The organism is Leucobacter chromiireducens subsp. solipictus, from assembly GCF_016758195.1.
Classification (GTDB): Bacteria; Actinomycetota; Actinomycetes; order Actinomycetales; family Microbacteriaceae; genus Leucobacter; species Leucobacter solipictus.
Window position 1 is genome coordinate 25738 of sequence record NZ_QYAC01000006.1, and the last position, 24606, is coordinate 50343.

Genomic DNA, 24606 nt, shown 5'->3' on the forward strand with positions numbered 1-24606 from the left:
CCCGACGCACCTGATGTGCACCCTCTCGGGAGCGCGTGGCCGTGAGTGCCCGCGGTTCCTGCGGAGTTCCGAAAGGAAGAAACGTGGAATCCAACGTAGAAGACCAGAACACCCCCGCCGCGAGCGAGGAAGCGCCGGCACCGCGCCGTCGCGCCTCGCGTCGCGTCAGCGCAGCCGCTGGCGCGACCGCGGAGGCCGCGGCCGTCCTCGCTGCACCCGCAGCGGAGGCGACCGCGCCCGAAGCCGCCGCGGCACCCGCCGCCGAGGCACCCGCCGCCGCGGCACCCGCTGCTGAGGCACCCGCTGCTGAGGCGCCAGCAGCCGAGGCCGCGCCGAAGAAGCGCGCGACGCGCACGCGGAAGAAGGCGGAGCCCGTCGAGACGCCCGCCGCGGAGACGGCAGACGCCGCGCAGGCTCCCGACGCTGCGGCTGACGCGCCGGCCGAGGAGGCCGCCGCCGAGCCCGCGCCGAAGAAGCGCGCGACGCGGAGCCGGAAGAAGGCCGAGCCCGCTGAGGCCCCGGCAGCTGAGGCTACCGATGCCGCCGAGGCGGCACCGGCTGCCGCCGAAGCTCCGGCCGCCGCAGCCGAGACGCCGGCCGAGGCACCCGCCGAGCCGGTGAAGCGCACGCGGAGCCGCCGTGCAAAGAGCGAGCCCGCGGACGCCACCGCGACGGACGCGGCAGCCGCGGACACCGCCGCAGCCCCGACCGAGACCCCCGCCGAGGCACCCGCCGAGACGGCTCAGGCCGAGTCCACCTCGGATGACTCCGCGAAGAGCGCGGACTCGAAGAACGAGGCGGGCGAGGGCGAGAAGCCGAGCCGCAACCGCCGCACCCGCGGCCGCGGTGCGAAGACCGAAACGCCGGATGCCGCCGAGCAGGGCGAGCCGGAGTCGGATGCCGAGGAGACCGGCCGGGGTCGCGGCCAGTCGCAGAACGGCGACAAGGGTCGGCAGAACGGCCAGAATAACGGCCAGAACGGCCAGAACGGCCAGAACGGCCAGAACAGCGGCCAGAACGGCCCCGCGGACAAGGGCGGTTCGGAGAGCTCCAGCCGTTCGAGCCGCACCCGGCAGCGCGATCGCAAGCGTCGCGGATCCGGCGACGATCTTGAGCCGGAACTCACCGAGGATGACGTTCTGCTGCCGATCGCCGGCATCCTGGACGTGCTCGACAACTACGCCTTCGTGCGCACGAGCGGGTACCTCCCCGGCACGAGCGACGTGTATGTGTCGCTCGGCCAGGTCAAGAAGTACGGCCTGCGCCGCGGCGACGCGGTGGTGGGCGCGATCCGCCAGCCCCGCGAGGGCGAGTCGGGGAGCCGTCAGAAGTACAACGCCATCGTCAAGATCGACGCGGTGAACGGGCGCACGCTCGAGGAGACCGACACCCGCGTCGACGCGGCCGACCTGACGCCGATCTACCCGGACACCCGCTTGCGTCTCGAGGGAACGCCGAGCCCCGCGCTCGGTCGCGCCATCGACCTCGTGGCCCCCATCGGGCTGGGCCAGCGCGGCCTGATCGTGGTGCCCGCGCGCACCGCGGGCACCCCGATCCTGACCGAGCTCGCCGAGGCCGTCCGGGCCAACGCGCCCGAGGCACACCTGATGCTGGTGCTCGCCGATGCGCAGCCCGAGGACGTCACGCACCTCCAGCGCACGGTGCGCGGCGAGGTCGTCGCGGCCTCCTTCGACCGCCCGGCCGAGGACCAGGCCACCGTCGCGGAGCTCTCCATCGAGCGCGCCAAGCGGATGCTCGAGCTCGGCCACGACGTGGTCGTGCTCATCGACTCGCTCAACCGTTTCGCCCGGGCCTACGCGCAGGCGCAGCACGGCCAGGCCCGCCCGGCCCACGACGAGATCGACGAGTTCGCGCTCGGCCAGATCATGAAGCTGCTCGCCGCCGCGCGCAACGTGGAGAACGGGGGCTCGCTCACGATTCTTGCCACTGCGCAGCACGGCACCGGCCTGCCCGCAGATCAGACGCTGCTCCGCGAGGCGCGCCGCGTCGTCAACAGCGAGATCCGGATCGGCAAGACCCGTGCGGGCATCGCCCCGACCGTGCAGCTCGCCAAGTCGCGCACCGCGAACGCCGCGGCCATGCTGAGCGCGGACGAGTCCAGCGTCCTCGGCCTGCTCCGCGAAGCGCTGCAGGACGACGACGCCGAACAGCAGCTCGTGAAGCGCATCCGCGAGACCGCGTCGAACGCCGCGCTCCTCGCCGAGGTGCAGCGCGCCGGCGGCCTCTCCTAAGCAGTTCCTCGCGCTCCGCGACTGATCACGGGTCTTCCCGTCATCCTGCGCGCGCGGAGCCTTCCGCGGAGTCCGGCCTCACGGCCGGGCTCCGCGGGGTCGGCCGCCCGGCCGGAGCGCAGGATGCTGAGTTTTGATCACCCGGAGGAAACATGTTCGAACAGGTCGCGGGACTGCTCGCAGAGCACGCCCAGCTGCAGGAAGACCTCGCCGATCCGGCGCTGCACGCCGACGCGGCGCGCGCCAAGAAGGTGAACCGGCGCTACGCCGAGCTCAGCAAGATCAAGGCCGCGCACGAGCACTGGGTCCAGCTCGGTGCCGACCTCGAAGCCGCCCGCGAGCTCGCGCGCGAGGACGAGGCGTTCGCCGAGGAGATCCCCGAGCTCGAGGCCGGGCTTGCGGAGGCGCAGGAGAAGGTGCGCCGACTCCTGATCCCGCGCGATCCCGACGATGCCCGCGACGTGATCCTCGAGATCAAGGGCGGCGAGGGCGGAGCCGAGTCGGCGCTGTTCGGTGCCGACCTGCTCCGGATGTACATGTACTACGCGGAGTCGAAGGGGTGGAAGACCGAGATCCTCGAGAAGGACGAGAGCGACCTCGGCGGCTACAAGAACGTGCAGGTTGCGATCAAGGCGAACCCGAGCGATCCGTCGCAGGGGGCCTGGGCGCACCTGAAGTACGAGGGCGGGGTGCACCGGGTGCAGCGCGTCCCCGTGACCGAGTCGCAGGGTCGCATCCACACCTCGACCACGGGCGTGCTCGTGTACCCCGAGGTGGACGAGCCCGAGGAGGTCGAGATCCACCAGAACGACCTCAAGATCGACGTCTACCGCTCCTCCGGCCCCGGCGGGCAGTCGGTGAACACGACGGACTCCGCCGTGCGCATCACGCACCTCCCCACCGGCATCGTTGTCGCGATGCAGAACGAGAAGAGCCAGCTGCAGAACCGCGAGGCCGGCATGCGCGTGCTCCGCGCCCGCATCCTCGCGCGGCAGCAGGAGGAAGCGGCAGCCGAGGCCAGCGCGCACCGCTCGAGCCAGATCCGCACCATGGATCGCTCGGAGCGCATCCGCACGTACAACTTCCCGGAGAACCGCATCGCGGACCATCGGACCGGGTTCAAGGCCTACAACCTCGACCACGTCATGAACGGTGCCCTCGATCCCGTGATCGAATCGTGCATCCGGATGGACGAGGAGTCCCGGCTGGCGGCGCTCGGCCAGCAGTAGCGGGTGCGGGGGCTCGCGCTGGCGCAGTACGCTGAGGGGATGACCGAAACTCAGCTGCCCATCGTGGGCCCCCTCGTTACGCTCCGCGTTCCCCGGCAGGAGGACCACGCGCCGCTCGTCGCGATTCTCGCCGAGCCCGAGGTGGCGCTCTGGTGGGTCGGCTACACGCCGGAGCGCGTGCAGGCGGAGTTCATTGACGAGCCGGGCACCACCCGGATCATCGAGGTGGACGGGGAGTGCGCGGGCGTGCTCGTGGTGCTGCGCGGCTCGGACCCCGAGTACCCGACCACCGTCATGCACATCTTCATCGGCACCCGCTTCCGCGGTCGCCGGATCGGCGAGGAGGCCCTCGCGCTCGGCATTCGGGCCGAGTTCGCGGCGGGAATCAGCCGCATCACGCTCGACCCGAACATCCACAACGAGGGCGTGATCCGGAGCTACGAGCGGCTCGGCTTCAAGCGCGTGGGCGTGTTCCGCGACTACCAGGTGCGCCCCGGCGGTCACCTGGAAGACGCGATGTTCCTGGATCTCACCCGCAGCGACTTCCCGGACGGCCCGCCGCTGCCGCCCCGCGACTAGCATTCGCGCGGGCCGGGGTGCCCGGGGAGCGTCGTCGCGCCGCGGGCGCCCTGACCAGGAGTAGCATGGACGATATGCGATCCGCACGTCCTCTGCTGCCCTGGATCGTGTGGGGGATCGCGGCGCTGCTCTACTCCGTCGCGGTGATCAATCGTTCCTCTCTCGCCGCGCTCGGCCCGGCCGCGCAGTCGCACTTCGGGATCGACGCGACCACGCTGTCGCTGTTCCCCATGATTCAGCTCATCGTGTACGCGGCACTGCAGATTCCCGTCGGCGTGCTGCTCGACCGCTTCAGCGCAACGTCGATGCTGCTCGCGGGATCGCTGCTCATGGTGCTCGGGCAGGTGCTCATGGCGACGGTGCACAACGTGGAGCTCGCGATCCTCGCCCGCGTGCTCGTCGGAGCGGGCGACGCGTGCACGTTCATCAGCGTGATGCGCCTGCTGCCGGAGTGGTTCGCGGTGCGGCAATTGCCGATCGTGAGCCAGCTCACGGGCCTGATCGGCCAGGCGGGTCAGCTCGTGTCCGTCGCACCGCTCGCCCTGTTTGTGGACATCGCGGGCTGGTCGAGCGGTTTCCTGGGGCTCGCCGCGGTCGGCCTGCTGATGACGATCGTGGGCGCGCTGGTGGTGCGGGATCGGCCGGGTGCCGGCACCTTCGCGGAGCGCCTCGTGGGGCGTACCGGCAGGATCACGCGGAACGCACGGGGCCTGGGCGGCGGGCTCGCCACGGGCGCGTTCCAGATGCCGCCGCCGAGCACCGAGCTGATCCAGATCGTGGGGGAGCGCTCGCCCCGCAGCGAGAAGAGCCTGTGGACGCGGGCGCGGCGCCTCCTGCGGATCCCGGGTGTGCGGCTCGCGTACTGGATGCACTTCACCTCGCCGTTTGCGCTGAACGTGTTCCTGCTGCTCTGGGGCACGCCGTTCCTGGTGGGCGGCGTGGGGCTTTCGCAGCCGGCCGCGGGCGGCCTGCTCAGCCTGACCGTGCTCTCCTCGATGTTCGCGGGGCTGGTGCTCGGTCCGATCAGTTCGCGGTTCCTGGAGCGCCGGGTGTGGGTGTATTTCGGGATCGTGCTCGCGATCGCGGCGGCCTGGATCGCGGTGCTCGTGTGGCCGGGCACCCCGCCGACCTGGTTGCTCGTGGTGCTGCTCGTCGTGATGCCGCTCGGCGGCCCCGCGTCGATGATCGCGTTCGAGGTGCTGCGCTCGCACACGCCACGCAGTTTCACGGGCTTCGCGACTGGCCTCGTGAACACGGCCGGGTTTACCGCGTCGCTGATCGTGATCCTGCTCATCGGGCTGGTGCTTGACCTCCAGGGGGCGGGCTCGCCGGAGGACTACTCGTTGACCGCGTTCCGGGTGGCGTTCGCCGTGCAGATCCCGTTCTGGGCGCTCGGGATCATCATGATCCTGATCGAGCAGCGCCGCACGGGTCGCTGGATGCGCACCCACGGCCGCAGCCTCCGCTAGCCGCACAGCCACCCTGCTGCCGCTGCCGCTGCCGCTGCCGCTGCCGCTGCCGCCGCGTCCGCGCGGGGCGCCGCCCCGAGGCTAGATCACGTAGAAGTCGGCGGTGTCGGGCTGCTCGGCCCGGGGAGCGCCGCGCCGCGGGCGCGCCTGCGCGGGGATCCCGGTGAGGGTGGTCCAGGGCGGCGCGGAGCGCACGACAACGGCGTTCGCTCCCACCGCGGAGTCGTGCTCGAGTTCGATGGCCCCGAGCAGCTTCGCGCCGGCACCCACGATCACCCGATCGCCGAGCGTGGGGTGCCGCTTCCCCGTGCCGTGGCCGGTGCCGCCCAGGGTGACGCCGTGGTAGATCAGCACGTCGTCGCCGATCTCTGCCGTTTCCCCGATGACCACGCCCATGCCGTGATCGATGAACAGGCGGCGTCCGATCCGCGCGCCCGGGTGGATCTCGATCCCCGTGACGAAGCGGGTGAGCTGCGAGATCGCGCGGGGGAGAAAGCGCATGCCGCGCCGCCACAGGGCGTGCGAGAGGCGATGCCACCACACGGCGTGCAGGCCCGAGTAAATGAAGAACACCTCGGCGCTGCCGCGCGCCGCGGGATCGTGGTCGCGCGCCGCGGCGATGTCCTCACGGATTCGGGAAAAGATGCTCACGCCGTGCGTCTCCTGTTGGGGGTCGGTGTCGGGTGCGGATGGGGCCGTCTCGGGTGCAACAGCGGGTCCGGGCAGAATATGCCCGGACCCGGAGTGTGCGTGACGCCGATGGGGCGCTCGGGGATTAGACCGCGAGGTCTTCGTAGAGCACCGTGGAGAAGTAGCGCTCACCGAAGTCGGGCACGATGACCACGATCTTCTTTCCGGCGTTCTCGGGCCGCTGCGCGAGCTGCGTCGCCGCCCACACGGCGGCACCGCCCGAGATGCCCGCGAGAATGCCCTCGTCGGTGCCGAGCGCCCGCGCCGTGGTGATGGAGTCCGCGAGGGCGACGTCGATGACCTCGTCGTAGACGTCGCGGTCGAGGATCTGGGGCACGAAGTTGGCGCCGAGGCCCTGGATCTTGTGGGGGCCTGCGGTGCCCTCGGTCAGCAGCGGGGAGTCGACGGGCTCGACCGCGACAACCTGCACCCCGGGGTTCTGGTCCTTGAGGTAGCCGCCGGCACCCGTGATGGTGCCGCCCGTGCCGATGCCGGCGACGAAGATGTCGACGCCGCCGTCGGTGTCGGCCCAGATCTCGGGTCCGGTCGTGGCGCGGTGGATCGCCGGGTTTGCGGGGTTCGCGAACTGCTGCGCGAGCACCGCGCCCGGGGTGCTCGCGGCGATCTCCTCGGCCTTCGCGACCGCACCCTTCATGCCCAGGGGGCCCTCGGTGAGGACGATCTCCGCGCCGTAGGCGGCGAGCAGCTTGCGGCGCTCCACGCTCATGGTCTCCGGCATTGTGAGGATCACGCGGTAGCCGCGGGCCGCGCCGACAAACGCGAGCGCGATGCCGGTGTTGCCGCTCGTGCCCTCCACGATGGTTCCGCCCGGGGCGAGCGCACCCGACTGCTCAGCGGCGTCGATGATCGCGATCCCGATGCGGTCCTTCACCGAGCCCGCGGGGTTGTAAAACTCGAGCTTCGCGAAGACCTCGGCACCGGCGTCCCCCGTGACCCGATTGAGTCGAACGAGCGGGGTGTTGCCGAATGCCTGCGTGATGTTGTCGTACGTCCGTGCCATGAGCCAGGGTCCTCCTCGGGTTGGTCGATCCACTCAAACTATAGCTCCACCTTATTCCACGAGTATGTATGCGTTATGGGATATTGCGGCGTGTGACGGCCCGTGGCGCGGCGGACACGATCCGCTGTGGGAGAGTGGGGGAGTGCAGGATGCGGAACACACGGAGATGGGCGCGGCGATCGCGCGGATGCAGGCGATGCTCGCGGCGGGCGGGATCGAGGATCCGGCCGCCGACGTCGAGCTGATTCTCGCCCACGTGCTCGGCGTCAGCCGCGGCCGCGTGCAGGCGCTCACCGTGATGGGGGAGTCGCTCACGGGGGCGCAGTGGGACGCTGCGCGGGAACTCGCCGAGGAACGGGCGCGGCGCACCCCGCTCCAGCACCTGACAGGGCGGGCGCCGTTCCGGACGATCGAGCTCTCGGTCGGCCCCGGCGTGTTTGTGCCCCGGCCGGAAACCGAGACGGTCGCGCAGTTCGCGATCGATGCCCTGCAGCTCGTCCCCTCCGCCGCGCCCATCGCGGTCGACCTGTGTACCGGGAGCGGAGCGATCGCGCTGGCCCTCGCCCATGAGGTGCCCACGGCGCGGGTGTGGGCGGTGGAGAAGAGCCGCGAGGCGCACGCCTGGGCGGAACGCAACGTGTCCGAGTGGGGCGACGGGCGGGTGACCCTGCTCCGCGGCGATGTGGCCAGGCTGGGGGCGCTCCCCGAGATCGGGGCGCTCCAGGGCACCGTGGACGTGCTGATCTCGAACCCGCCCTACGTGCCCGCGGACATGGTGCCGCGGGACCCCGAGGTCCGCGACCACGATCCGGAACTCGCGCTGTACGGCGGGGCGGACGGCCTCGACGTGGTGCGCATCATCAGCCGGGCCGCCCGGGAGCTGGTGCGCCCCGGCGGCCTCCTCGTGCTGGAACACGCGGAACTGCAGGGGGCGGCGATTCGCGAACTGCTCGCCGCCGACGGCTGGCGGGCCGCGGCAACCCACCCGGATCTGACGGGCCGGGATCGCGCGACCACCGCGCTGCGGTAGCCCGGCCCCCGCGCCCGCCGCGCACGATCTCGGTCCGGAGCGACCCACGCCCAGCCGCGCAGGAGTAGCATTGATCGCTATGGCCGAGGTCTTTGATTGCACTGATAGTTCCGAGCTGCTCAGCGGCACCCGCACCGCGCGTCGCGCGATCGGTCGGGGGGAGCTCATTGTGATGCCCACGGACACCGTCTACGGCGTGGCCGCTGACGCGTTTTCGCCCGAGGCGGTGCAGCGCCTGCTGGACGCCAAAGGACGCGGACGGCAGTCGCCGCCGCCCGTCCTGATCCCGAACACCGGGACGCTCGCGGCGCTCGCGGTCGAGGTCTCCGAGTCCCTCGAGGCGCTCGCCGGGGCATTCTGGCCCGGTCCGCTCACCATCATCACCCAGGCGAATCCCGCGCTGAGCTGGGACCTGGGGGACACGGGCGGCACCGTGGCGCTCCGGATCCCGAACCATCCGCTCGCGCTTGAACTGCTCCAGGAGACCGGCCCGCTCGCGGTGTCCTCGGCGAACAAGACGGGCGAGCCCGCGGCGCGCACCGCCGCGGCGGCGCAGGAGATGCTCGGCGACAGCGTTGCCGTGTACCTCGAGGTCGGCGAGGGGGAGGGCGACGGCGTCGCCTCGACTATCATCGACGCGACCGGACTGAGCCCGGAGGGCGGAACGATCCGGATCCTGCGCGCCGGCGGCGTCACCCGGGAGGCCATCGCGGAGCTGTTGCCGCAGGTCACCGTCGAGGGGTAATCGTGTTCCCGTACCTCGTGGTGGCGCTGGTCGCGGCAGCGGTGACCGCGGCGGCGTCGTTTGTCGTGCTGCGGCTCAGCCGACGCTTCAAACTCGCCCCGGAGGTGCGCGCGCGCGACGTCCACAGCACGCCGACCCCGCGCCTCGGCGGGATCGCCATGTTTATCGGGGTGCTCGCGGCGTTCGCCGTCGCGGGCTCGCAGCGGGAGTTCGCGGAGCTGTTCACGGAGGGCTCCGAGATGTGGGCGCTGCTGGGCGCCTGCGCCATCATCGCCGCCGTCGGGATCCTCGACGACCTGCTCGATCTCGACTGGATGATCAAGCTCGCCGCCCAGCTGGCCGCGGCCGGGCTCCTCGCCTGGAGTGGCGTGCAGATCATCTCGTTGCCCTTCGGGAACACGCTGATTGTCGGATCGCCCGTCCTGAACTTCATCCTGACCGTGTTCTTGATGACCCTCGTGATGAACGCGGTGAACTTCGTCGACGGGCTCGACGGCCTGGTCGCCGGCGTCGCGATCATCGCCAACGCGGTCTTCTTCATCTACACGCGGCTCTTGCACGAGCAGATCGGCCGGGTGGACTCGGTGACACTCGCGAGCCTCATCGCCGCGGTGCTGCTCGGGATCTGCATCGGATTCCTGCCCTTCAACTGGCACCGGGCACAGATGTTCATGGGCGATACCGGGGCGCTTCTGGTGGGGCTCCTGATGGCGACCTCCACGGTCTCGGTCACGGGACAGCTCAACCCCGCCGCACTCGACGTGAATCTCGTGCTCCCCAGCTTCATCCCGATCCTGCTGCCCATCGCGGTCCTCGCGTTGCCGCTCGCGGACTTTACGCTCGCCGTGCTGCGCCGCATGCGGGCGGGGAAGAGCCCCTTCACCGCGGACCGGATGCACCTGCATCACCGGCTGCTCGACATGGGACACTCTCCGCTGCAGGCCGTGTGCATCTTCTACCTCGGCACGGCGGTGCTCTCGGTCGCGCTGCTGCTCGCGTTCACGCAGCAGAATCTCGTGCTCCCCGCGGTGGTCCTGCTCGTCGGCGGTGCGCTCTGCGCGCTGCTCCTCTTTTTCCCCGCGCGGCGAGTGCGTGCAGCGCTTGCGCAGCGCGGCGCGGTAGCGTTGACGAGACGGGGCACGCCCGTCGCCGCCCCCGAGACGCCCGAAGCGGCCGGAGGCCCGTCGACCGAAAGGACCTCCGAGTGAGTTCTCCCGCCCAGCCCGAGAGCCCCCGAGGCGTGACCCCCGCGTCCGCGGATGCGTTCCCGATGCCTACCTCCCAGCCGATGCTGCTGCGCGGCGTGAAGTGGGGCATTATTGCGACGCTCGCGTCGATGATCGTCTTCGCCGGCATCGGTTTTGCCGTGAGCGCGAACCGTGGCCTGGTCGGGGGACTCCTCGGCGCGGCGATCGGCGGGGTCCTCCTGCTCATTACGGTCGGCAGCATCGCGTTCGCGAACCGCTTCGTGCGCAGCCCCATGTACCTGCAGATCTTCTTCAGTATTGTCCTGGGGGCCTGGGTCGTGAAGCTGATCGGCTTTGTCGTCGCGGCGTTCCTGCTCCGGGATCAGCCCTGGCTCGACCCGAAGATGCTGTTCATCGCCCTCGTTGCGACGGTCCTGGTCTCGATCGTGATCGATGCGATTATCGTTGCGAAGGCCCGCGTTCCCTACGTTGCCGACACGCCGTAGCCCGCAGGGGGCAGCTGGATCGTCGGAGAATAAACCCCGATGATGCGGAAATTGGCCGCTCCCACGCCGGGGGCCGGGTTTTGCTCAGAGTGAAATCTTGCTAGGATAAGTTCGTTCCCTGCTGGGCCGCACCGCTCCTGTGTGCCTGCCGGTGCCGGGGCACGACCATCGTTCGAAGCCGTGCGGCATGCCGCACCCCGAATCAGGAGAATGGCGCTGTTCGCTAACCCTATGCACTTCGTTGCCCCCGGACTTGTCCGCACCGAAGAGGGCGGCTTCCACGGCCCCACTCTTGACGACTTCTTCCCGGCCGCGCTGCTCTTCGAGGGCACCCCGTTCGAGATGAACCGCATCATGATCATTCGCGTGGTCATGGTCTTTGTACTGCTGCTGCTCTTCTGGCTCGGCACGCGCAACCTGCGCGTCATCCCCGGCCGCGGGCAGGGCGTACTCGAGTTCGCCCTCGACTTCGTTCGCAAGAACGTCATCGAGGAGCAGCTCGGCGTCAAGGAAGGGCGCCGCTTCCAGCCGCTGCTGATGACCATCTTCTTCTTGGTCTTCGCGTTCAATATCACCGGCGTGATCCCGGGCTTCAATATCGCGGCGTCGTCCGTGGTGGGCTTCCCGATCTTCATGGCCGTGGTCGCGTACATCGCGTTCATTTACGCGGGCCTCAAGAAGCACCCGGGCAAGTTCCTGAAGAACTCCCTGTTCCCGGCTGGCGTCCCGAAGGTCATGTACCTGCTGGTGACCCCCGTCGAGTTCCTCTCGACGTTCGTGATGCGTCCGGTGACGCTCGCGCTGCGACTCCTCATGAACATGCTCGTCGGTCACATGATCCTCGTGCTGCTCTGGGCCGCGACGAACTTCTTCATCCTCGAAGCGGGCGGCCTGTTCCCCGCGCTCGGGGCTGGCACGTTCGTCTTCGGCTTCGCGTTCACCCTCTTCGAGGTGTTCGTGTCCGCCCTGCAGGCCTACGTCTTTACTCTGCTCACCGCGCTCTACATCCAGCTCGCGCTGGCTGAAGAGCACTAAGAAAAAACCCCTGGGCGCGGTTTCCGCCGCGCACCACTACGGAAGGAAACACATAACGTGTCTGTTCTCGCTGAAATCTCGGGCAACATCGCAACCGTCGGCTACGGCCTCGCAGCCATCGGCCCGGCAATCGGTGTGGCCATCGTCGTCGGCAAGACCATTGAGAGCACCGCTCGCCAGCCGGAGCTCGCTGGCAAGCTCCAGGGCATGATGTGGATCGGCATCGCCTTCACCGAGATGCTCGCCCTCATCGGCGTCGCGACGTACTTCATCTTCGCGTAACCCCCATCCTTTCCTGAGTCTCGAAAGGGAGGCACGATGAATCCCGCAGTGCAGCTCGCTGCCGAGGGCGCGGCCCAAAACCCGCTGCTCCCAGCGACGTACGACATCGTCTGGTCGGCGATTGCGTTCATCATCATCCTCATCGCGTTCTGGAAGGTCTTCCTTCCGAAGGTGCAGGCAATGCTTGACGCCCGCGCAGAAGCGATCGAGGGCAATATCGCCAAGGCCGATGAGGCTCAGGCGAAGGCCGAGGCGGCCCTGCAGGAGTACACCGCGCAGCTCGCGAGTGCTCGCCAGGAGGCCGGCGAGATCCGTGACTCGGCCCGCGCCGACGCCACCAAGATCGTCGCCAAGGCGAAGGACGATGCAGTGGCTGAGTCCGCGCGCATCGCCCAGGCCGCACAGGTGCAGATCGAGGCGGAGCGCCAGAGCGCCGTTGTCTCGCTGCGTAAGGACGTGGGTTCGCTCGCGATCGACCTCGCCTCGAGCGTGGTCGGCGAGAGCCTGACCGACGACCAGAAGGCATCCGCGCTCGTGGATCGCTTCCTCGCTGATCTCGAGGCGTCCGAGAAGGCGGCTCAGTAATGGGCAGCGCGTCACGCGAAGCACTGGCTCAGGCGCAGACCGCGATCACCGGGCGTCTCGCTCAGGCCGCGGGCTCCGAGCTGCTGCAGGCCGCGAGTCGCATCGCCGAGAGCCCGGCTCTGGCCGCGGCCCTCGGCGACGCCTCAGCTCCGGCTGAGGCGAAGACCCAGCTCATCGAGCGGCTCTTCGGCGGGTTCTCCGCTGGCGCGCGTTCCGTGCTGTCTGCCGCAGTCCAGGGCCGCTGGTCCACCGTTGACGAGTTCGTCGACGGCGTCGAGGAGCTCGGTCTGCGAGCCGAGAGCGCCTCGAACGCCGGACTCTCCGATGAGCTCCTCGCGATCGCCGACGTGATCTCGGGCAACCACGAGCTCCAGCTCAGCCTGGCCAGCAAGCTTGCCGATCCGGCGGGGAAGGTCGCACTGATCTCCCGCCTGGTTGACGGCAAGGTCTCCGCCTCCGCCGCCCGCGTCGTGACGCACCTCGTGGCTTCGGCCCGTGGCCGCAAGATCGACTCCGCGCTTCGCCGGGCAGCCCGAACCGCTGCGGATCAGAACGGCAGCGAGCTCGCGACCGTCACCGTCGCAGCGCCGCTGTCCGCTGATCAGCAGAGCCGGCTCGCCCGCGCGCTTGAGCAGTCCGCCGGTCGTCCGGTGACGCTCAAGATCGTGATCGACCCGAGCCTGGTCGGCGGGATCCGTATCCAGATCGCAGACGACATCATCGACGGCAGCGTCCGCGCCCGCCTTGATGACCTCCGCGTGAAGCTCGCGGCATAGCGCGCACAACTTTTCATCCCGGGGGCGGCGCTTCCGGATCAGACAGAGGAAACGAAATGGCAGAACTCTCCATCAGCCCGGACGAGATCCGGAATGCGCTGAAAGACCTCGCAGCGTCGTACGAGCCGGCCCAGTCGGGTAAGACCGAGGTCGGTACGGTTGTGGACGCCGCTGACGGCATCGCCCACGTCGAGGGTCTCCCCGGCGTGATGGCGAACGAGCTGGTCCGCTTCGCGGACGGCACGCTGGGACTCGCACAGAACCTTGAAGAGGACGAGATCGGTGTCGTCGTGCTCGGCGAGTTCACCGGCATCGAGGAGGGCCAGCAGGTCACCCGCACCGGCGAGGTGCTCTCGGTCGCCGTGGGCGAGGGCTACCTCGGCCGCGTGGTCGACCCGCTGGGCAACCCGATCGACGGCCTCGGCGAGATCGCCGGCGTCGAGGGGCGCCGCGCGCTCGAGCTCCAGGCTCCGGGCGTGATGCAGCGGAAGTCGGTGCACGAGCCCCTGCAGACCGGCATCAAGGCGATCGACGCCATGATCCCCGTCGGCCGTGGCCAGCGCCAGCTCATCATCGGCGACCGCCAGACCGGTAAGACGGCGCTCGCGATCGACACGATCATCAACCAGAAGGCCAACTGGGCTTCGGGCGACAAGACGAAGCAGGTGCGTTGCATCTACGTCGCGATCGGCCAGAAGGGCTCGACCATCGCTTCGGTGAAGGGCGCGCTCGAAGAGGCTGGCGCGATGGAGTACACCACCATCGTGGCGTCTCCCGCGTCCGACCCCGCAGGCTTCAAGTACCTGGCACCGTACACCGGCTCGGCCATCGGCCAGCACTGGATGTACGACGGCAAGCACGTCCTCATCATCTTCGATGACCTCTCGAAGCAGGCTGAGGCCTACCGCGCCGTGTCGCTGCTGCTGCGCCGCCCGCCGGGGCGCGAGGCATACCCGGGTGACGTCTTCTACCTCCACTCCCGCCTGCTGGAGCGTTGCGCGAAGCTGTCGGACGAGCTCGGCGCGGGCTCGATGACGGGTCTCCCGATCATCGAGACCAAGGCGAACGACGTCTCGGCGTACATCCCGACCAACGTGATCTCGATCACCGACGGCCAGATCTTCCTCCAGTCGGACCTGTTCAACGCGAACCAGCGTCCCGCGGTCGACGTGGGCATCTCGGTGTCCCGCGTGGGCGGCGACGCGCAGGTCAAGTCGATCAAGAAGGTCTCCGGCACGCTCAAGCTTGAGCTCGCCCAGTACCGTGCACTCGAGGCCTTCGCGATGTTCGCATCCGACCTCGACGCGGCAAGCCGCAAGCAGCTCGAGCGTGGCGCACGCCTCACCGAGCTCCTGAAGCAGCCGCAGTACACGCCGTACCCCGTCGAGGAGCAGACCGTCTCCATCTGGGCCGGCACCAAGGGCTTCATGGACGACGTGCCCGTCGAGGACATCCTCCGCTTCGAGCGCGAGTTCCTCGACTACCTCGGCCGCAACTCCGAGGCGCTCAACACGCTCCGCGCGACCAACGTGCTCGACGACGACACCGTCGCCGACATCACCGCGCAGATCGAGAAGTTCAAGAGCGAGTTCCGCACCTCCTCGGGCAAGAGCCTGAACGAGCAGTTCGGTGAGCTCGACGAGGCCGAGATCAAGCAGGAGCAGCTGGTCGTCAAGAAGTAGTGATGTTCCCCGGCGGGCGCCCACGCGCCCGCCGGGGTCACACGACCAGCCAGCACCTACCAATACAGGAGAGACATGGGAGCGCAACTTCGGGTCTACCGGCAGAAGATTCGTTCTGCCCAGACGACCAAGAAGATCACCCGTGCGATGGAGCTGATCGCGGCCTCTCGCATTCAAAAGGCGAAGGCCCGCGTCGAAGCTTCGACGCCCTACGCCACAGCGATCACGCGCGCGGTCTCGGCCGTCGCAACGCACTCGAACACCGATCACCCGCTGCTCACCGAGGCCGACACGGTCACGCGCGCAGCCGTCGTGATCTTTTCCTCGGACCGCGGCCTCGCGGGCGCGTTCAACTCGCAGGTTCTGCGGGAGGCCGAGGAGCTCAGCGAGCTGCTCCGCTCTGAGGGTAAGGAAGTCGTGTACTACCTCGTCGGCCGCAAGGCGCAGGGGTACTTCGCGTTCCGCAAGCGCGCTTCCGAGCGCGTCTGGATCGGCGACACGGAAAACCCCGGCTTCGAGGTCGCTTCGGAGATCGCTGACGCGGTCCTCGAGGTCTTCGGACGCCCGGCGGACGAGGGCGGTGCCCAGGAGATCCATCTCGTGTACAACCGCCTCATCAGCATGGTGAGCCAGGTTCCCGAGGTGCACCGCCTGCTCCCGCTGGAGGTCGTCGAGGGCGTCGCAGATCCCGAGGAAGGCCCGTCGCCGCTGTACGCGTTCGAGCCCGAGCCCGATATGGTCCTCGACCAGCTGCTTCCCGCCTACATCGAGTCGCGCATCTTCAACGCGATGCTCGAGTCCGCAGCGGCCAAGCACGCAGCGACGCAGAAGGCGATGAAGTCCGCGAGCGACAACGCAGACACGCTGATCCGCGACTACACCCGCCTCGCGAACAACGCTCGTCAGGCAGAGATTACCCAGCAGATTTCCGAGATTGTTGGCGGCGCGGACGCGCTGTCAGGCTAAGTGGAAGCACGAAGAGAGAGAATCATGACCGAATCCGCCGCTGTGGCGACTGAGGCTACCGCACAGGTTGCCGGGCGCATCGCCCGCGTGACCGGCCCCGTCGTCGACATCGAGTTCCCGCACGACGCGATCCCCGCTGTCTACAACGCGCTCCACACCACGATCGACTTCGGCGATGGCCAGGAGCCGCTGAAGCTCGTCCTCGAGGTTGCTCAGCACCTCGGCGACAACGTGGTCCGTGCGATCGCCCTGAAGCCCACCGACGGTCTCGTTCGTGGCCAGGAAGTCTTCGACACCGGTGACTCGATCACCGTTCCCGTCGGCGACATCACCAAGGGCAAGGTCTTCAACGTCACCGGTGATGTGCTCAACCTCCCCGAGGGTGAGACCATCGAGGTGTCGGAGCGCTGGAGCATCCACCGCACGCCGCCCGCCTTCGACCAGCTCGAGTCCAAGACGCAGCTGTTCGAGACCGGCATCAAGTCGATCGACCTCCTGACGCCGTACGTCCAGGGTGGCAAGATCGGTCTGTTCGGTGGTGCCGGCGTCGGCAAGACCGTCCTCATCCAGGAGATGATCCAGCGCGTGGCGCAGGATCACGGTGGTGTGTCGGTGTTCGCCGGCGTGGGCGAGCGTACCCGTGAGGGCAACGACCTCATCCACGAGATGGACGAGGCTGGCGTCTTCGACAAGACCGCACTGGTCTTCGGCCAGATGGATGAGCCGCCGGGGACCCGTCTCCGTGTCGCGCTGTCGGCACTGACCATGGCGGAGTACTTCCGCGATGTGCAGAAGCAGGACGTGCTGCTCTTCATCGACAACATCTTCCGCTTCACGCAGGCCGGTTCCGAGGTCTCGACGCTGCTCGGGCGTATGCCCTCCGCCGTGGGCTACCAGCCGAACCTCGCCGACGAGATGGGCATCCTCCAGGAGCGCATCACCTCGACGCGTGGCCACTCGATCACCTCGCTGCAGGCGATCTACGTCCCCGCCGACGACTACACCGACCCGGCACCCGCGACCACCTTCGCGCACCTCGACGCCACCACGGAGCTCTCCCGTGAAATCGCGTCGAAGGGCCTGTACCCGGCAATTGACCCGCTGACCTCGTCCAGCCGGATCATGGACCCCCGGTACTTGGGCGCGGACCACTACCGCGTCGCCACGACGGTCAAGCAGATCCTGCAGAAGAACAAGGAACTGCAGGAGATCATCGCCATCCTCGGTGTCGATGAGCTCTCCGAAGAGGACAAGATCACGGTAGCGCGCGCACGCCGCATCCAGCAGTTCCTCTCGCAGAACACCTACATGGCGAAGAAGTTCACCGGTGTCGAGGGCTCCACGGTCCCGCTCAAGGAGACCATCGAGTCCTTCGATGCGATCGCCAAGGGCGAGTTCGACCACGTCGCAGAGCAGGCGTTCTTCAACGTCGGCGGCATCAGCGATGTGGAAGAGAAGTGGGCACAGATGCAGAAGGATCTGGACTAAGCATGAGCCAGCTCAACGTGAGTGTCGTCTCGGCGGACCGCGAGGTCTGGGCCGGCGCCGCAACCCAGGTGGTTGCGCGCACGGTCGAGGGCTCGATCGGCATCCTCGCTGGTCACGAACCGCTGCTCGCTCTCCTCGGAGAGGGTGAAGTGAAGGTGACCACTCCGGACGGTGAGAACGTGACGGTCGACGCAGAGGGCGGGTTCCTCTCGGTCGATCACGACACGGTGACCATCGTCGCTGGTAAGGCAGGTCTCGCCTAGCGAGATCCCCGCAGCGGCCGCGTGAGCGGCTGCCGCGACCGAGCGTGAGGCCGGTTCGCCACCCCCGGGTGTGCGGACCGGCCTCACGCCGTTTTCCCGAAGTGCAAAGGACCCCCGCATGCTGATCCTCCTCCCTCCCTCCGAAACCAAACGGACCGGCGGCACCGGTGAGTTCGATCCCGCGCGCCTGTCGCGGGACGCCATCCTGGGCGCGCCCCGAGCCGCGGTGCGCGCGGCGCTCGAGACCGTGAGCGCCGACGAAGAGGCTGCGGTGCGCGCGCTCAAGCTCGGCACCAAGAACCGTGGGGAGCGCGAGCACAATCTCGCTCTCTCGACGAGCGGGGTGATGCCGGTCATGGATCGGTACACCGGGGTCCTCTACGACGCGCTCGACGCGCCGTCCCTGGACCCTGCCGCCCGCGAGTGGCTGGCCGCCCATGTCGCCGTGCAGTCCGCGTTGTTTGGGGTGCTCGGACTGGGGGAGGAGATCCCCGCCTACCGGGTGTCCGCGGGCTCCCGGCTGCCCGAGCTGGGGTCGCCGCTGAAGCGGCTGTGGTCCGACGCCCACGCCGAGCTCGACTGGGCGCGTGCCGGGCTCATCCTGGATCTCCGCTCGCTCGACTACGTGGCCCTCGCCCCGCTTCCGCGAGATCGCGGCTGGTTCGTGCACGTGTCGCAGCGCGGTGACGACGGCGTCGTGCGCGCCCTGAACCACTTCAACAAGGCGGCGAAGGGCGACCTGGTGCGGCGGCTCGCCCGTGCGGGGGAGGACTACGAGCGTGTCGAAGACCTGCTCGACTGGGCCACCGCCGAGGGCCTTGAGCTCACGGCGGACCCCGAGGCGCGGGAGCTCACCCTGATCACCCGGCTCGGGGCCCCGGCGCGGACTTCGTGAGGGGCGTCTGCGCGGCGTCGATCGCCAGGACCGCGTCGTAGAGCACCTGGATTCCGCGCCCAATATCCGCGGTGTCGCTCCATTCCTCGGGACAGTGGCTGCGCCCGTCGCGGGACGGGATGAAGATCATCGCGCTCGGCGCGATCTCTGCCATCGACACGCCGTCGTGCGTGGCGCCGGAGGAGAGCCTGAGGGGCGCGTGACCGCTGCGCTCCGCCGCGCGAACGACGAGCTGCGAGAGCGCCTCGTCCATCGGTGTGGGCGCATCCGTGTGCACCCAGCCCAGCCTGGTGCTCGTGCGATGAGCTCGGTCAAGCTCCACGACTCGCGCGCCGAAGGCGGTGCGCAGATCCGCGAGACCTTCGGCCGTCGGGCTCCTGAACTCGCCCGTAACGTGCGCGGCCTCGGAGATGGTGTTGGTCAGCGGGCTCGGGGTCGTGATGGCACCGGCGGTGCCGACCGCGTCCGCGGCGGCAGCCGCGACATCCCGAATCGTGAGTACGGCGTCCGCCGCACAGCACAGCGCATCGGAGCGTGTGGACATGGGCATGGTGCCGGCGTGGTCCCGGCGACCGGTGACGTCGAGCGTGAAGGTGCTGATGCCGCAGATGCTCGTGACCACACCGATCGCGGCTCCGCGCGCTTCGAGCACCGGCCCCTGTTCGATGTGTAACTCCAGGAAGGCGGCGATGTCGCCGCGTTTCCACCGCACACCGTCCAGGTGCTCGGGGGAGTGACCGCCCCGAGCCATGAGCGCTGCAAGCGATTCACCGCGCTCGTCGGTCGCCTCGAGGGCGGCGCGGTCGAGGCTCCCCGCGATGGCTCTGGAGCCGACGAGCTTGATCCCCTGCGGGTTGCCCTCCTCGTTTGCGAAATCGACAACGCGCAGGCCGCGGCGCAGGCGGACGCCTGCCGCGGTGAGCATCCGGACGACCTCGATGGCCCCGAGCACCCCGACGATGCCGTCGAAGCGGCCGCCACCGGGAACGGTGTCTGAATGACTCCCCATCACGATGTCCGGCATCGCAGGATCGGTGCCCTCGCGCACGCCGATGAGGTTTCCGGCGGCGTCGATCTGTGCGCTCAGGCCGGCGTCGCGCATGCGTGCGAGCAGCCAGGAGCGTGCGGCCCGATCCTCCTCGCTAAAGCCGGTGCGTGACCAGCCCGGCAGCTCGGTCGAGACGAGGCCCGACAGGTGCTCCCACTCCTCGGAGAACCGCGCCAGCTCGGGGGCACCGCGTGTCATGACCGCACCCGCGTGAGCGCCCCGGGTCCCAATTGCGCGCCAGAACGCTCGGTGCTGGCAGCGCTGGCGGCGACCGCGGCAGCGGCGGCAGCCGCGACGTCGCCGTGCCGTGCGAGTTCGGCCGCGAACACCCCGCAAAACACGTCGCCGGCACCGCTCGTGTCGACGGGCGTCACGGCCGGCGGGGGCAGCACGAGCGGGGTGCGCGCACCCGGTTCCCAGACGGCGGCGCCGTCAGCTCCGAGCGTCACGATTACCGTCCCGGCAAAGGCCAGCGCAGCGACGCAGGCCGCCACCTCGTCAAGTGACCGCGGTTCCTGTCGCCCGGCAAGCTGCCCGAGCTCCGTTCGATTTGGAATCACGACGTTGAAGCCGGGGAGCAGCGGTGCCAGCGCGGCGGCGTCACCTGCCGGTGCCGGATTCAGCACTCGCCAGGGCACGGTCGGCTGCGCGGCACACACCGCGGTGACGGCGAGTGGCGTTTCGAGCTGCGTCAGCAGCACCGTCGGCGGGTGCGCGCTGAGGGCTGCGGCAACGCCGGCGGGATCGACCGCGCGGTTTGCGCCCGGTGTGACGATGATGACGTTCTCGGCATCGTCCGCGACCAGCAGCACCGCGCTCCCGGTCGGCGCGTCCGGGGCGCGCTCGAGGCCGGAAAGCTCAACGCCGAGCGCGCGCAGATTCGCCGTCGCCGCATCCGCCGCGGCGTCGTCACCGACGCTGCCCACGAAGCGGACGGTGGCACCGCCCCAGGCCGCGGCCGCGGCCTGGTTCCCGCCTTTCCCGCCCGGTGCGACGAGCTGCGCCGTGCTCAGGGTGGTCTCACCCGGGCCGGGGAGCGACGTGACCCGCAGCGTCGTGTCCAGGTTGATCGAGCCCACCACGGTCACCGCAGGCGTGTGCCCCGGCGTCATGAGCGGCGTCCCAGCTCCTCGAGCGCGGCGAGCACCAGGTCCCAGTACCCGGCGGCGTCGAGCCGCATGGCGACCCGCGCGTTGGGAGCGTGCTCCGGGTAGCGGTTGTGGAGATCCACCAGCGTGGCACCGCGCGTCCACTCACCGGTGAGTTCCACCGCGACAAACGCGTCAACCCACTCAATGAGCTCGGGCTGGATGAGCGCCGCGATGGTGCAGGGATCGTGGACCGGCGGGGCGGCGAAGTCCCAGACCCGGTGGTACGAGGATCCGAAGAAGCCCATCCACGCCGCAGCGGTCTGGCCGACCTCGTGCGGCAGCTCCTGCATTCGCCGCACGACCTCGGGTGTGGCGAGCGCCTGGTGGGTGAGGTTGAGCCCGATCATTCGCACAGGCACGCCGGAGCGGAGCACAATGTCGAGCGCCTCCGGATCCGCGAAGGTGTTGAACTCGGCGGCCGGGGTGTGGTTCCCACGCTCGGTCGAACCGCCCATGAAGATGATCTCGGCGATGCCCTCGCGCAGATCCGGCCTGGCGGACAGCAGCGCCCCCACGTTGGTCATCGGTCCGATCACCGCGAGCGTCACCGGCTGCGCCGCGCCCTCGATCAGCCGGGTCATCAGGGCGACCGCGTCCTCCGCGATCGCACCGCGCCTGGGCACCGGCAGTTCGGGGCCGTCGAGGCCGGAGCCGCCATGCACGTAGTTCCCCAGCGTGGCGGCACCCCGCAGCGGTCCCGTCGCTCCCGCGGCGACCGGCACGTCAGTGGCCCCCGCCAGCTCCAGGACCTGGAGCGCGTTGCGCGTGGCGTCCTCGAGCGCACAGTTGCCGAAGCACGTGGTCACGGCGAGCAGATCGATCTCGGAGGAGGCGACGGCGAGCAGGATCGCGATCGCGTCGTCGTGCCCGGGGTCGCAGTCGATGATGACGGGAGTCGCGGTCATGAGTCCTCCCCTGCGAGCCAGCGGAGCATGCCGCCGACGAGCGGCGCGAAGCCATCCCAGTCGAGGAACGGCTGCGGGCACCAGTGCGGTCCGATGTCAGAGGTCCACGCGAGCGCGCGGCCGGCACCGAAGGTGTGCGTGGTCAGCAGCGGATGATTCCCCACCGTGGCGACGAGCTCGGCCCCGTCTCTGAGCGCGACCTCGTTGTAGCCCAGCAGATCGGGCGCGCCGGCGAGCAGCGCCCCGAGCGGGTGCCCGCCCGCCACGGCGGCGACCGGGGACCCCTCGGGGGTCTCGACGCGGTCGTCGCCAGCGAGCATCTGCACGGGGAGGGCCTCCGCGAGCGGTGTGCGGGCGAAGTTCGCCGCGGCGTTGATGCCCTGGAAGCTCAGGTAACCACCGGCCATCATGAGCCCGCCGCCGCGCTGGGTCCATTCGACCAGTGCGCGGAGGGAGTTCTCGCTGCGCTCGCCTCGGGTCCAGGTCTCCGGGGTGAGGAGGAACGAGTTGGAGCCGATATCGGAGATGATGATGACGTCGTACTCGGCGAGTTCATCCGCGGTGCGCGGGAATTTCGCGGCGACATCGTGTCCATACATCTGCTCGACGACGATCGATTCCGTCGCGGCCGCCGCGATGAACGCGTCGGCACCCGTCCCGAAACTGGTGCTCGTGAAGTGGTCGAAACCCTTCTGATGGATCTCGTGAACGGTCCAGCTTTCACCTGCGAGCAGTACGCGAATCATGATTGCCTCCTGGTGGCGTTGGGAGTGGGGGAGTGGGAAGAGGGTGCGGCCGCGCGGCCGGCGAGCATCGCGCGCGGGTTCGCGATCAGCAACTGGTCGATTGCGGCGGTATCGAATCCCAGCCGGCGCAGCCGCGGGACAAAGTACTGCAGGATGTGCCCGTAGCCCGGGCCGCCGTACTCGCGAAGCAGTGATTTCAGGAAGATGTCCTGTGAAATGAGCAGCCGAGACAGGTGCCCGGCGGCCGCGAGGTCGGCGAGGCGCTGCGCGTTCTCCTCGTCCGAGGGGCACTGCACGCCCTGGTCGGCGTAGAACACTTCCATGCCGATCATGTCGTACTGGAGCCACGCGCCGCGTCCGAGCAGTTCGTGCTGATACGCGACGTCCGCGCCGGAGGGGCCCATGTGGCAGAGCACCACCGACTCGGGGGCGACGCCACTGCGCTCGGCGAGATCCAGCACCTCGTGTCCGCGGCGGAACCAGGCCGGCAGGTGCACCTGCACCGGGAGTCCGGTCTCGCGCTGGGCGAGGAAGGCGCCGCGCAGGCTGCGCCGCTCCGTCTCGGGGAACTCGGCACCCACGCCGATCTCGCCGATGATGCCCGGCCGTACCCCGTCGACCCCTACGGTGAGGTCGGCGAGGATCTGTTGCGCGATGTCCTCCGAATCGAACGCCGCGAAGCCCTCCGGCAGACTGGGATCGAGGTAGTACCCGGTGCCGGCGATGATCGTTACGCCGGTGCGGCGGCTCAGCTCGCGCAGCGCCGGAAGATTCCGGCCGCCGTTCATGCTGGTCGTGTCGATCACCGTCGCCCCGCCAAGGTCCCGAAACCTGGCGAGCTCGCGTGCCGCCAGGTCGAGGTCGTCGAGCCGGCAGTTGTCGAGATTGCCGAAGGGATCGTTCTTGAGCTCCCAGAGCACACTCATGTCGACGGGCTGATCCCAGTACGCCTCCGCGTCGACGCCGCGGGCGGTGGTGCGCTGCGCCCACGACGTGACATCGTTGACGAGGTGCTCGTGGGTGAGCGTGACGCCGAGCTCGGTGACCGGAATTTCCCCGGTCACGGTCGTGACGGTTGCGGTCACGTCGCGCTCCGTGAGAACTTCGCGAACAGGCGGGTGTTCACGAGGATCGCGACCACCAGGATGAGCCCCTGCACGATGGGAATCCAATACACGTCGACCTTCAGGAGCACGAGCCCGTTGCTGAGGATCCCGAGGGTGAGCGCCCCGACGGCGGTGCCCATGATCGAACCGCGGCCGCCCATGAGCGAGGTGCCGCCGAGCACCACGGCGGTGATCACCTCAAGCTCGAACATGGTCCCGGAGTTCGGGGAGCCGCTCGAGAGCCGCGCCGCGGTGATGATGCCCGCGACCGCGGCGGCCAGCCCGGTCAACCCGAGCACCGCCATCTGGATCCGGCGAATGTCGACGCCGGAGCGGCGCAGCGATTCCGCGTTGGAACCGACCGCGACGACGTACCGACCGAAGCGGGTGTGGTTGAACACGTACCAGGCGAGCGCGACGGCGAAGATCGCGATCCACGTCGGCGTGTACAGGCCCAGGAAACGGCCCTGGCCGATGGGCGTGAGCAGGGGCGAGGTGATGGGCGTGCTGTAGCCGCCGGTCACGAAGAGCGCAACACCGCGGAGCGCGGTGAGGCCGGCGAGCGTCACAATGAACGACTGCATCCTGCCAAACGCCGTGAGCGCACCGTTCACGAGCCCGAGGACAAGGCCGAGCGCGAGGGTCAGGATCAGCGCGACGATCGCGTTGCCGCTGACCGCCCAGATCCCCAGCACGGCGGCGGAGAGCCCGACGAGCGAGCCGACGGAGAGGTCGATCTGGCCGGTCGTGATCACGAACGTCATCGCCATCGCGACAATGACCGTCGGGGCGATCTGGCGCGCAACGTTCACGAGGTTCTCTGCCGAGAAGAAGTCCTGGGTCAGAATCGAGAAGAGCACGAAGAGCAGGACGAAGACGACCGTGATGGACAGCACGCCGAAATGCGTGCTGACGAAGCGGGACATCCCCCGGGAGGACGTCTGAGTTGCTGTGGTGATGATCGATGAGG

General features: G+C 69.1%; 25 protein-coding genes. 17 read left to right on the plus strand and 8 right to left on the minus strand.

Annotated elements, in window-relative coordinates; all coding sequences use genetic code 11:
• Positions 1–83 precede the first annotated feature (83 nt).
• The 4 genes from D3230_RS16445 (at position 84) to D3230_RS11545 (ending at position 5529) form a co-directional block, all read left to right on the plus strand.
• The gene (locus D3230_RS16445; protein ID WP_202345198.1) at positions 84–2252 is read left to right on the plus strand and encodes a transcription termination factor Rho; all 2169 of its coding nucleotides are present in this window, start codon (positions 84–86) and stop codon (positions 2250–2252) included.
• A 152-nt stretch (positions 2253–2404) separates the two neighbouring features.
• Positions 2405–3481 (plus strand): peptide chain release factor 1, encoded by a 1077-nt coding sequence (gene prfA, locus D3230_RS11535; RefSeq protein ID WP_202345199.1) that lies wholly within the window; start codon positions 2405–2407, stop codon positions 3479–3481.
• Between the two features lie 39 nt (positions 3482–3520).
• Positions 3521–4060: a GNAT family N-acetyltransferase gene (locus D3230_RS11540; protein ID WP_202345200.1), complete on the plus strand. Its 540-nt coding sequence runs from the start codon at positions 3521–3523 to the stop codon at positions 4058–4060.
• Between the two features lie 65 nt (positions 4061–4125).
• Positions 4126–5529: an MFS transporter gene (locus D3230_RS11545; RefSeq protein ID WP_237467472.1), complete on the plus strand. Its 1404-nt coding sequence runs from the start codon at positions 4126–4128 to the stop codon at positions 5527–5529.
• An 81-nt stretch (positions 5530–5610) separates the two neighbouring features.
• Here the strand turns inward: D3230_RS11545 and epsC are convergent, their stop codons facing one another.
• Positions 5611–6180, minus strand: coding sequence for a serine O-acetyltransferase EpsC (gene epsC, locus D3230_RS11550; RefSeq protein ID WP_202345202.1), 570 nt, complete (start codon positions 6178–6180; stop codon positions 5611–5613).
• A gap of 124 nt (positions 6181–6304) precedes the next feature.
• On the minus strand, positions 6305–7240 hold the full coding sequence (gene cysK / locus D3230_RS11555) for a cysteine synthase A (RefSeq protein WP_202345203.1): 936 nt from the start codon (positions 7238–7240) through the stop codon (positions 6305–6307).
• 166 nt (positions 7241–7406) lie between these two features.
• Here cysK and prmC point away from each other — a divergent pair, with 166 nt between their 5' ends.
• The 13 genes from prmC (at position 7407) to D3230_RS11620 (ending at position 18680) form a co-directional block, all read left to right on the plus strand.
• The gene (gene prmC / locus D3230_RS11560; protein ID WP_202345431.1) at positions 7407–8270 is read left to right on the plus strand and encodes a peptide chain release factor N(5)-glutamine methyltransferase; all 864 of its coding nucleotides are present in this window, start codon (positions 7407–7409) and stop codon (positions 8268–8270) included.
• Positions 8271–8349: 79 nt separating this feature from the next.
• On the plus strand, positions 8350–9015 hold the full coding sequence (locus tag D3230_RS11565; RefSeq protein WP_202345204.1) for an L-threonylcarbamoyladenylate synthase: 666 nt from the start codon (positions 8350–8352) through the stop codon (positions 9013–9015).
• Between the two features lie 2 nt (positions 9016–9017).
• A complete protein-coding gene (locus tag D3230_RS11570; RefSeq protein ID WP_202345205.1) occupies positions 9018–10223 on the plus strand; it encodes an MraY family glycosyltransferase in 1206 nt (401 codons plus the stop codon).
• Positions 10220–10708: a Cg1360 family ATP-synthase-associated protein gene (locus tag D3230_RS11575; protein ID WP_337249167.1), complete on the plus strand. Its 489-nt coding sequence runs from the start codon at positions 10220–10222 to the stop codon at positions 10706–10708. Before D3230_RS11570 ends, D3230_RS11575 begins: the two co-directional genes overlap by 4 nt.
• A gap of 231 nt (positions 10709–10939) precedes the next feature.
• On the plus strand, positions 10940–11743 hold the full coding sequence (gene atpB, locus D3230_RS11580) for a F0F1 ATP synthase subunit A (RefSeq protein WP_202345206.1): 804 nt from the start codon (positions 10940–10942) through the stop codon (positions 11741–11743).
• Positions 11744–11800: 57 nt separating this feature from the next.
• Complete coding sequence (gene atpE, locus D3230_RS11585) at positions 11801–12025, plus strand: ATP synthase F0 subunit C (protein WP_025133963.1); 225 nt, start codon at positions 11801–11803, stop codon at positions 12023–12025.
• A gap of 36 nt (positions 12026–12061) precedes the next feature.
• A complete protein-coding gene (locus D3230_RS11590) occupies positions 12062–12610 on the plus strand; it encodes a F0F1 ATP synthase subunit B (protein WP_202345207.1) in 549 nt (182 codons plus the stop codon).
• Positions 12610–13386 (plus strand): F0F1 ATP synthase subunit delta, encoded by a 777-nt coding sequence (locus tag D3230_RS11595; RefSeq protein WP_202345208.1) that lies wholly within the window; start codon positions 12610–12612, stop codon positions 13384–13386. The genes D3230_RS11590 and D3230_RS11595 overlap by 1 nt, the downstream gene beginning before the upstream one ends.
• Positions 13387–13442: 56 nt before the next feature.
• A complete protein-coding gene (gene atpA / locus D3230_RS11600) occupies positions 13443–15068 on the plus strand; it encodes a F0F1 ATP synthase subunit alpha (protein WP_202345209.1) in 1626 nt (541 codons plus the stop codon).
• 75 nt (positions 15069–15143) lie between these two features.
• Positions 15144–16034, plus strand: a complete 891-nt coding sequence (locus D3230_RS11605; RefSeq protein WP_202345210.1) for a F0F1 ATP synthase subunit gamma — start codon at positions 15144–15146, stop codon at positions 16032–16034.
• Positions 16035–16058: 24 nt separating this feature from the next.
• On the plus strand, positions 16059–17522 hold the full coding sequence (gene atpD, locus D3230_RS11610) for a F0F1 ATP synthase subunit beta (protein ID WP_202345211.1): 1464 nt from the start codon (positions 16059–16061) through the stop codon (positions 17520–17522).
• A 2-nt stretch (positions 17523–17524) separates the two neighbouring features.
• The gene (locus tag D3230_RS11615; protein ID WP_087012952.1) at positions 17525–17785 is read left to right on the plus strand and encodes a F0F1 ATP synthase subunit epsilon; all 261 of its coding nucleotides are present in this window, start codon (positions 17525–17527) and stop codon (positions 17783–17785) included.
• Between the two features lie 118 nt (positions 17786–17903).
• On the plus strand, positions 17904–18680 hold the full coding sequence (locus D3230_RS11620) for a YaaA family protein (protein WP_202345212.1): 777 nt from the start codon (positions 17904–17906) through the stop codon (positions 18678–18680).
• Here D3230_RS11620 and D3230_RS11625 read toward each other — a convergent pair.
• Genes D3230_RS11625 through D3230_RS11650 form a run of 6 tightly spaced genes read right to left on the minus strand, consistent with a single transcriptional unit; the run spans position 18646 to position 24532 of the window.
• Positions 18646–19926 (minus strand): M20 family metallo-hydrolase, encoded by a 1281-nt coding sequence (locus tag D3230_RS11625; protein WP_202345213.1) that lies wholly within the window; start codon positions 19924–19926, stop codon positions 18646–18648. The genes D3230_RS11620 and D3230_RS11625 overlap by 35 nt on opposite strands.
• Entirely contained in the window at positions 19923–20840 is a 918-nt protein-coding gene (locus tag D3230_RS11630) for a PfkB family carbohydrate kinase (protein ID WP_202345214.1), read from the minus strand. The genes D3230_RS11625 and D3230_RS11630 overlap by 4 nt, the downstream gene beginning before the upstream one ends.
• Complete coding sequence (locus tag D3230_RS11635; protein WP_202345215.1) at positions 20837–21784, minus strand: nucleoside hydrolase; 948 nt, start codon at positions 21782–21784, stop codon at positions 20837–20839. The genes D3230_RS11630 and D3230_RS11635 overlap by 4 nt, the downstream gene beginning before the upstream one ends.
• On the minus strand, positions 21781–22530 hold the full coding sequence (locus tag D3230_RS11640; protein ID WP_202345216.1) for a glutamine amidotransferase: 750 nt from the start codon (positions 22528–22530) through the stop codon (positions 21781–21783). Before D3230_RS11640 ends, D3230_RS11635 begins: the two co-directional genes overlap by 4 nt.
• Positions 22527–23615, minus strand: a complete 1089-nt coding sequence (locus tag D3230_RS11645) for a phosphotriesterase family protein (protein ID WP_202345217.1) — start codon at positions 23613–23615, stop codon at positions 22527–22529. Before D3230_RS11645 ends, D3230_RS11640 begins: the two co-directional genes overlap by 4 nt.
• A complete protein-coding gene (locus tag D3230_RS11650; RefSeq protein ID WP_202345218.1) occupies positions 23612–24532 on the minus strand; it encodes an ABC transporter permease subunit in 921 nt (306 codons plus the stop codon). Before D3230_RS11650 ends, D3230_RS11645 begins: the two co-directional genes overlap by 4 nt.
• Positions 24533–24606: the final 74 nt, after the last annotated feature.

Coding starts and splice junctions, on each gene's coding strand:
- prfA (WP_202345199.1), top strand. CDS start 2,405: ATGTTCGAACAGGTCGCGGGACTGCTCGCAGAGCACGCCCAGCTGCAG.
- D3230_RS11540 (WP_202345200.1), top strand. CDS start 3,521: ATGACCGAAACTCAGCTGCCCATCGTGGGCCCCCTCGTTACGCTCCGC.
- D3230_RS11545 (WP_237467472.1), top strand. CDS start 4,126: ATGGACGATATGCGATCCGCACGTCCTCTGCTGCCCTGGATCGTGTGG.
- cysK (WP_202345203.1), bottom strand. CDS start 7,240: ATGGCACGGACGTACGACAACATCACGCAGGCATTCGGCAACACCCCG.
- prmC (WP_202345431.1), top strand. CDS start 7,407: ATGGGCGCGGCGATCGCGCGGATGCAGGCGATGCTCGCGGCGGGCGGG.
- D3230_RS11565 (WP_202345204.1), top strand. CDS start 8,350: ATGGCCGAGGTCTTTGATTGCACTGATAGTTCCGAGCTGCTCAGCGGC.
- atpB (WP_202345206.1), top strand. CDS start 10,940: ATGCACTTCGTTGCCCCCGGACTTGTCCGCACCGAAGAGGGCGGCTTC.
- D3230_RS11590 (WP_202345207.1), top strand. CDS start 12,062: ATGAATCCCGCAGTGCAGCTCGCTGCCGAGGGCGCGGCCCAAAACCCG.
- D3230_RS11595 (WP_202345208.1), top strand. CDS start 12,610: ATGGGCAGCGCGTCACGCGAAGCACTGGCTCAGGCGCAGACCGCGATC.
- atpA (WP_202345209.1), top strand. CDS start 13,443: ATGGCAGAACTCTCCATCAGCCCGGACGAGATCCGGAATGCGCTGAAA.
- D3230_RS11605 (WP_202345210.1), top strand. CDS start 15,144: ATGGGAGCGCAACTTCGGGTCTACCGGCAGAAGATTCGTTCTGCCCAG.
- atpD (WP_202345211.1), top strand. CDS start 16,059: ATGACCGAATCCGCCGCTGTGGCGACTGAGGCTACCGCACAGGTTGCC.
- D3230_RS11615 (WP_087012952.1), top strand. CDS start 17,525: ATGAGCCAGCTCAACGTGAGTGTCGTCTCGGCGGACCGCGAGGTCTGG.
- D3230_RS11620 (WP_202345212.1), top strand. CDS start 17,904: ATGCTGATCCTCCTCCCTCCCTCCGAAACCAAACGGACCGGCGGCACC.
- D3230_RS11625 (WP_202345213.1), bottom strand. CDS start 19,926: ATGACACGCGGTGCCCCCGAGCTGGCGCGGTTCTCCGAGGAGTGGGAG.
- D3230_RS11630 (WP_202345214.1), bottom strand. CDS start 20,840: ATGACGCCGGGGCACACGCCTGCGGTGACCGTGGTGGGCTCGATCAAC.
- D3230_RS11635 (WP_202345215.1), bottom strand. CDS start 21,784: ATGACCGCGACTCCCGTCATCATCGACTGCGACCCCGGGCACGACGAC.
- D3230_RS11640 (WP_202345216.1), bottom strand. CDS start 22,530: ATGATTCGCGTACTGCTCGCAGGTGAAAGCTGGACCGTTCACGAGATC.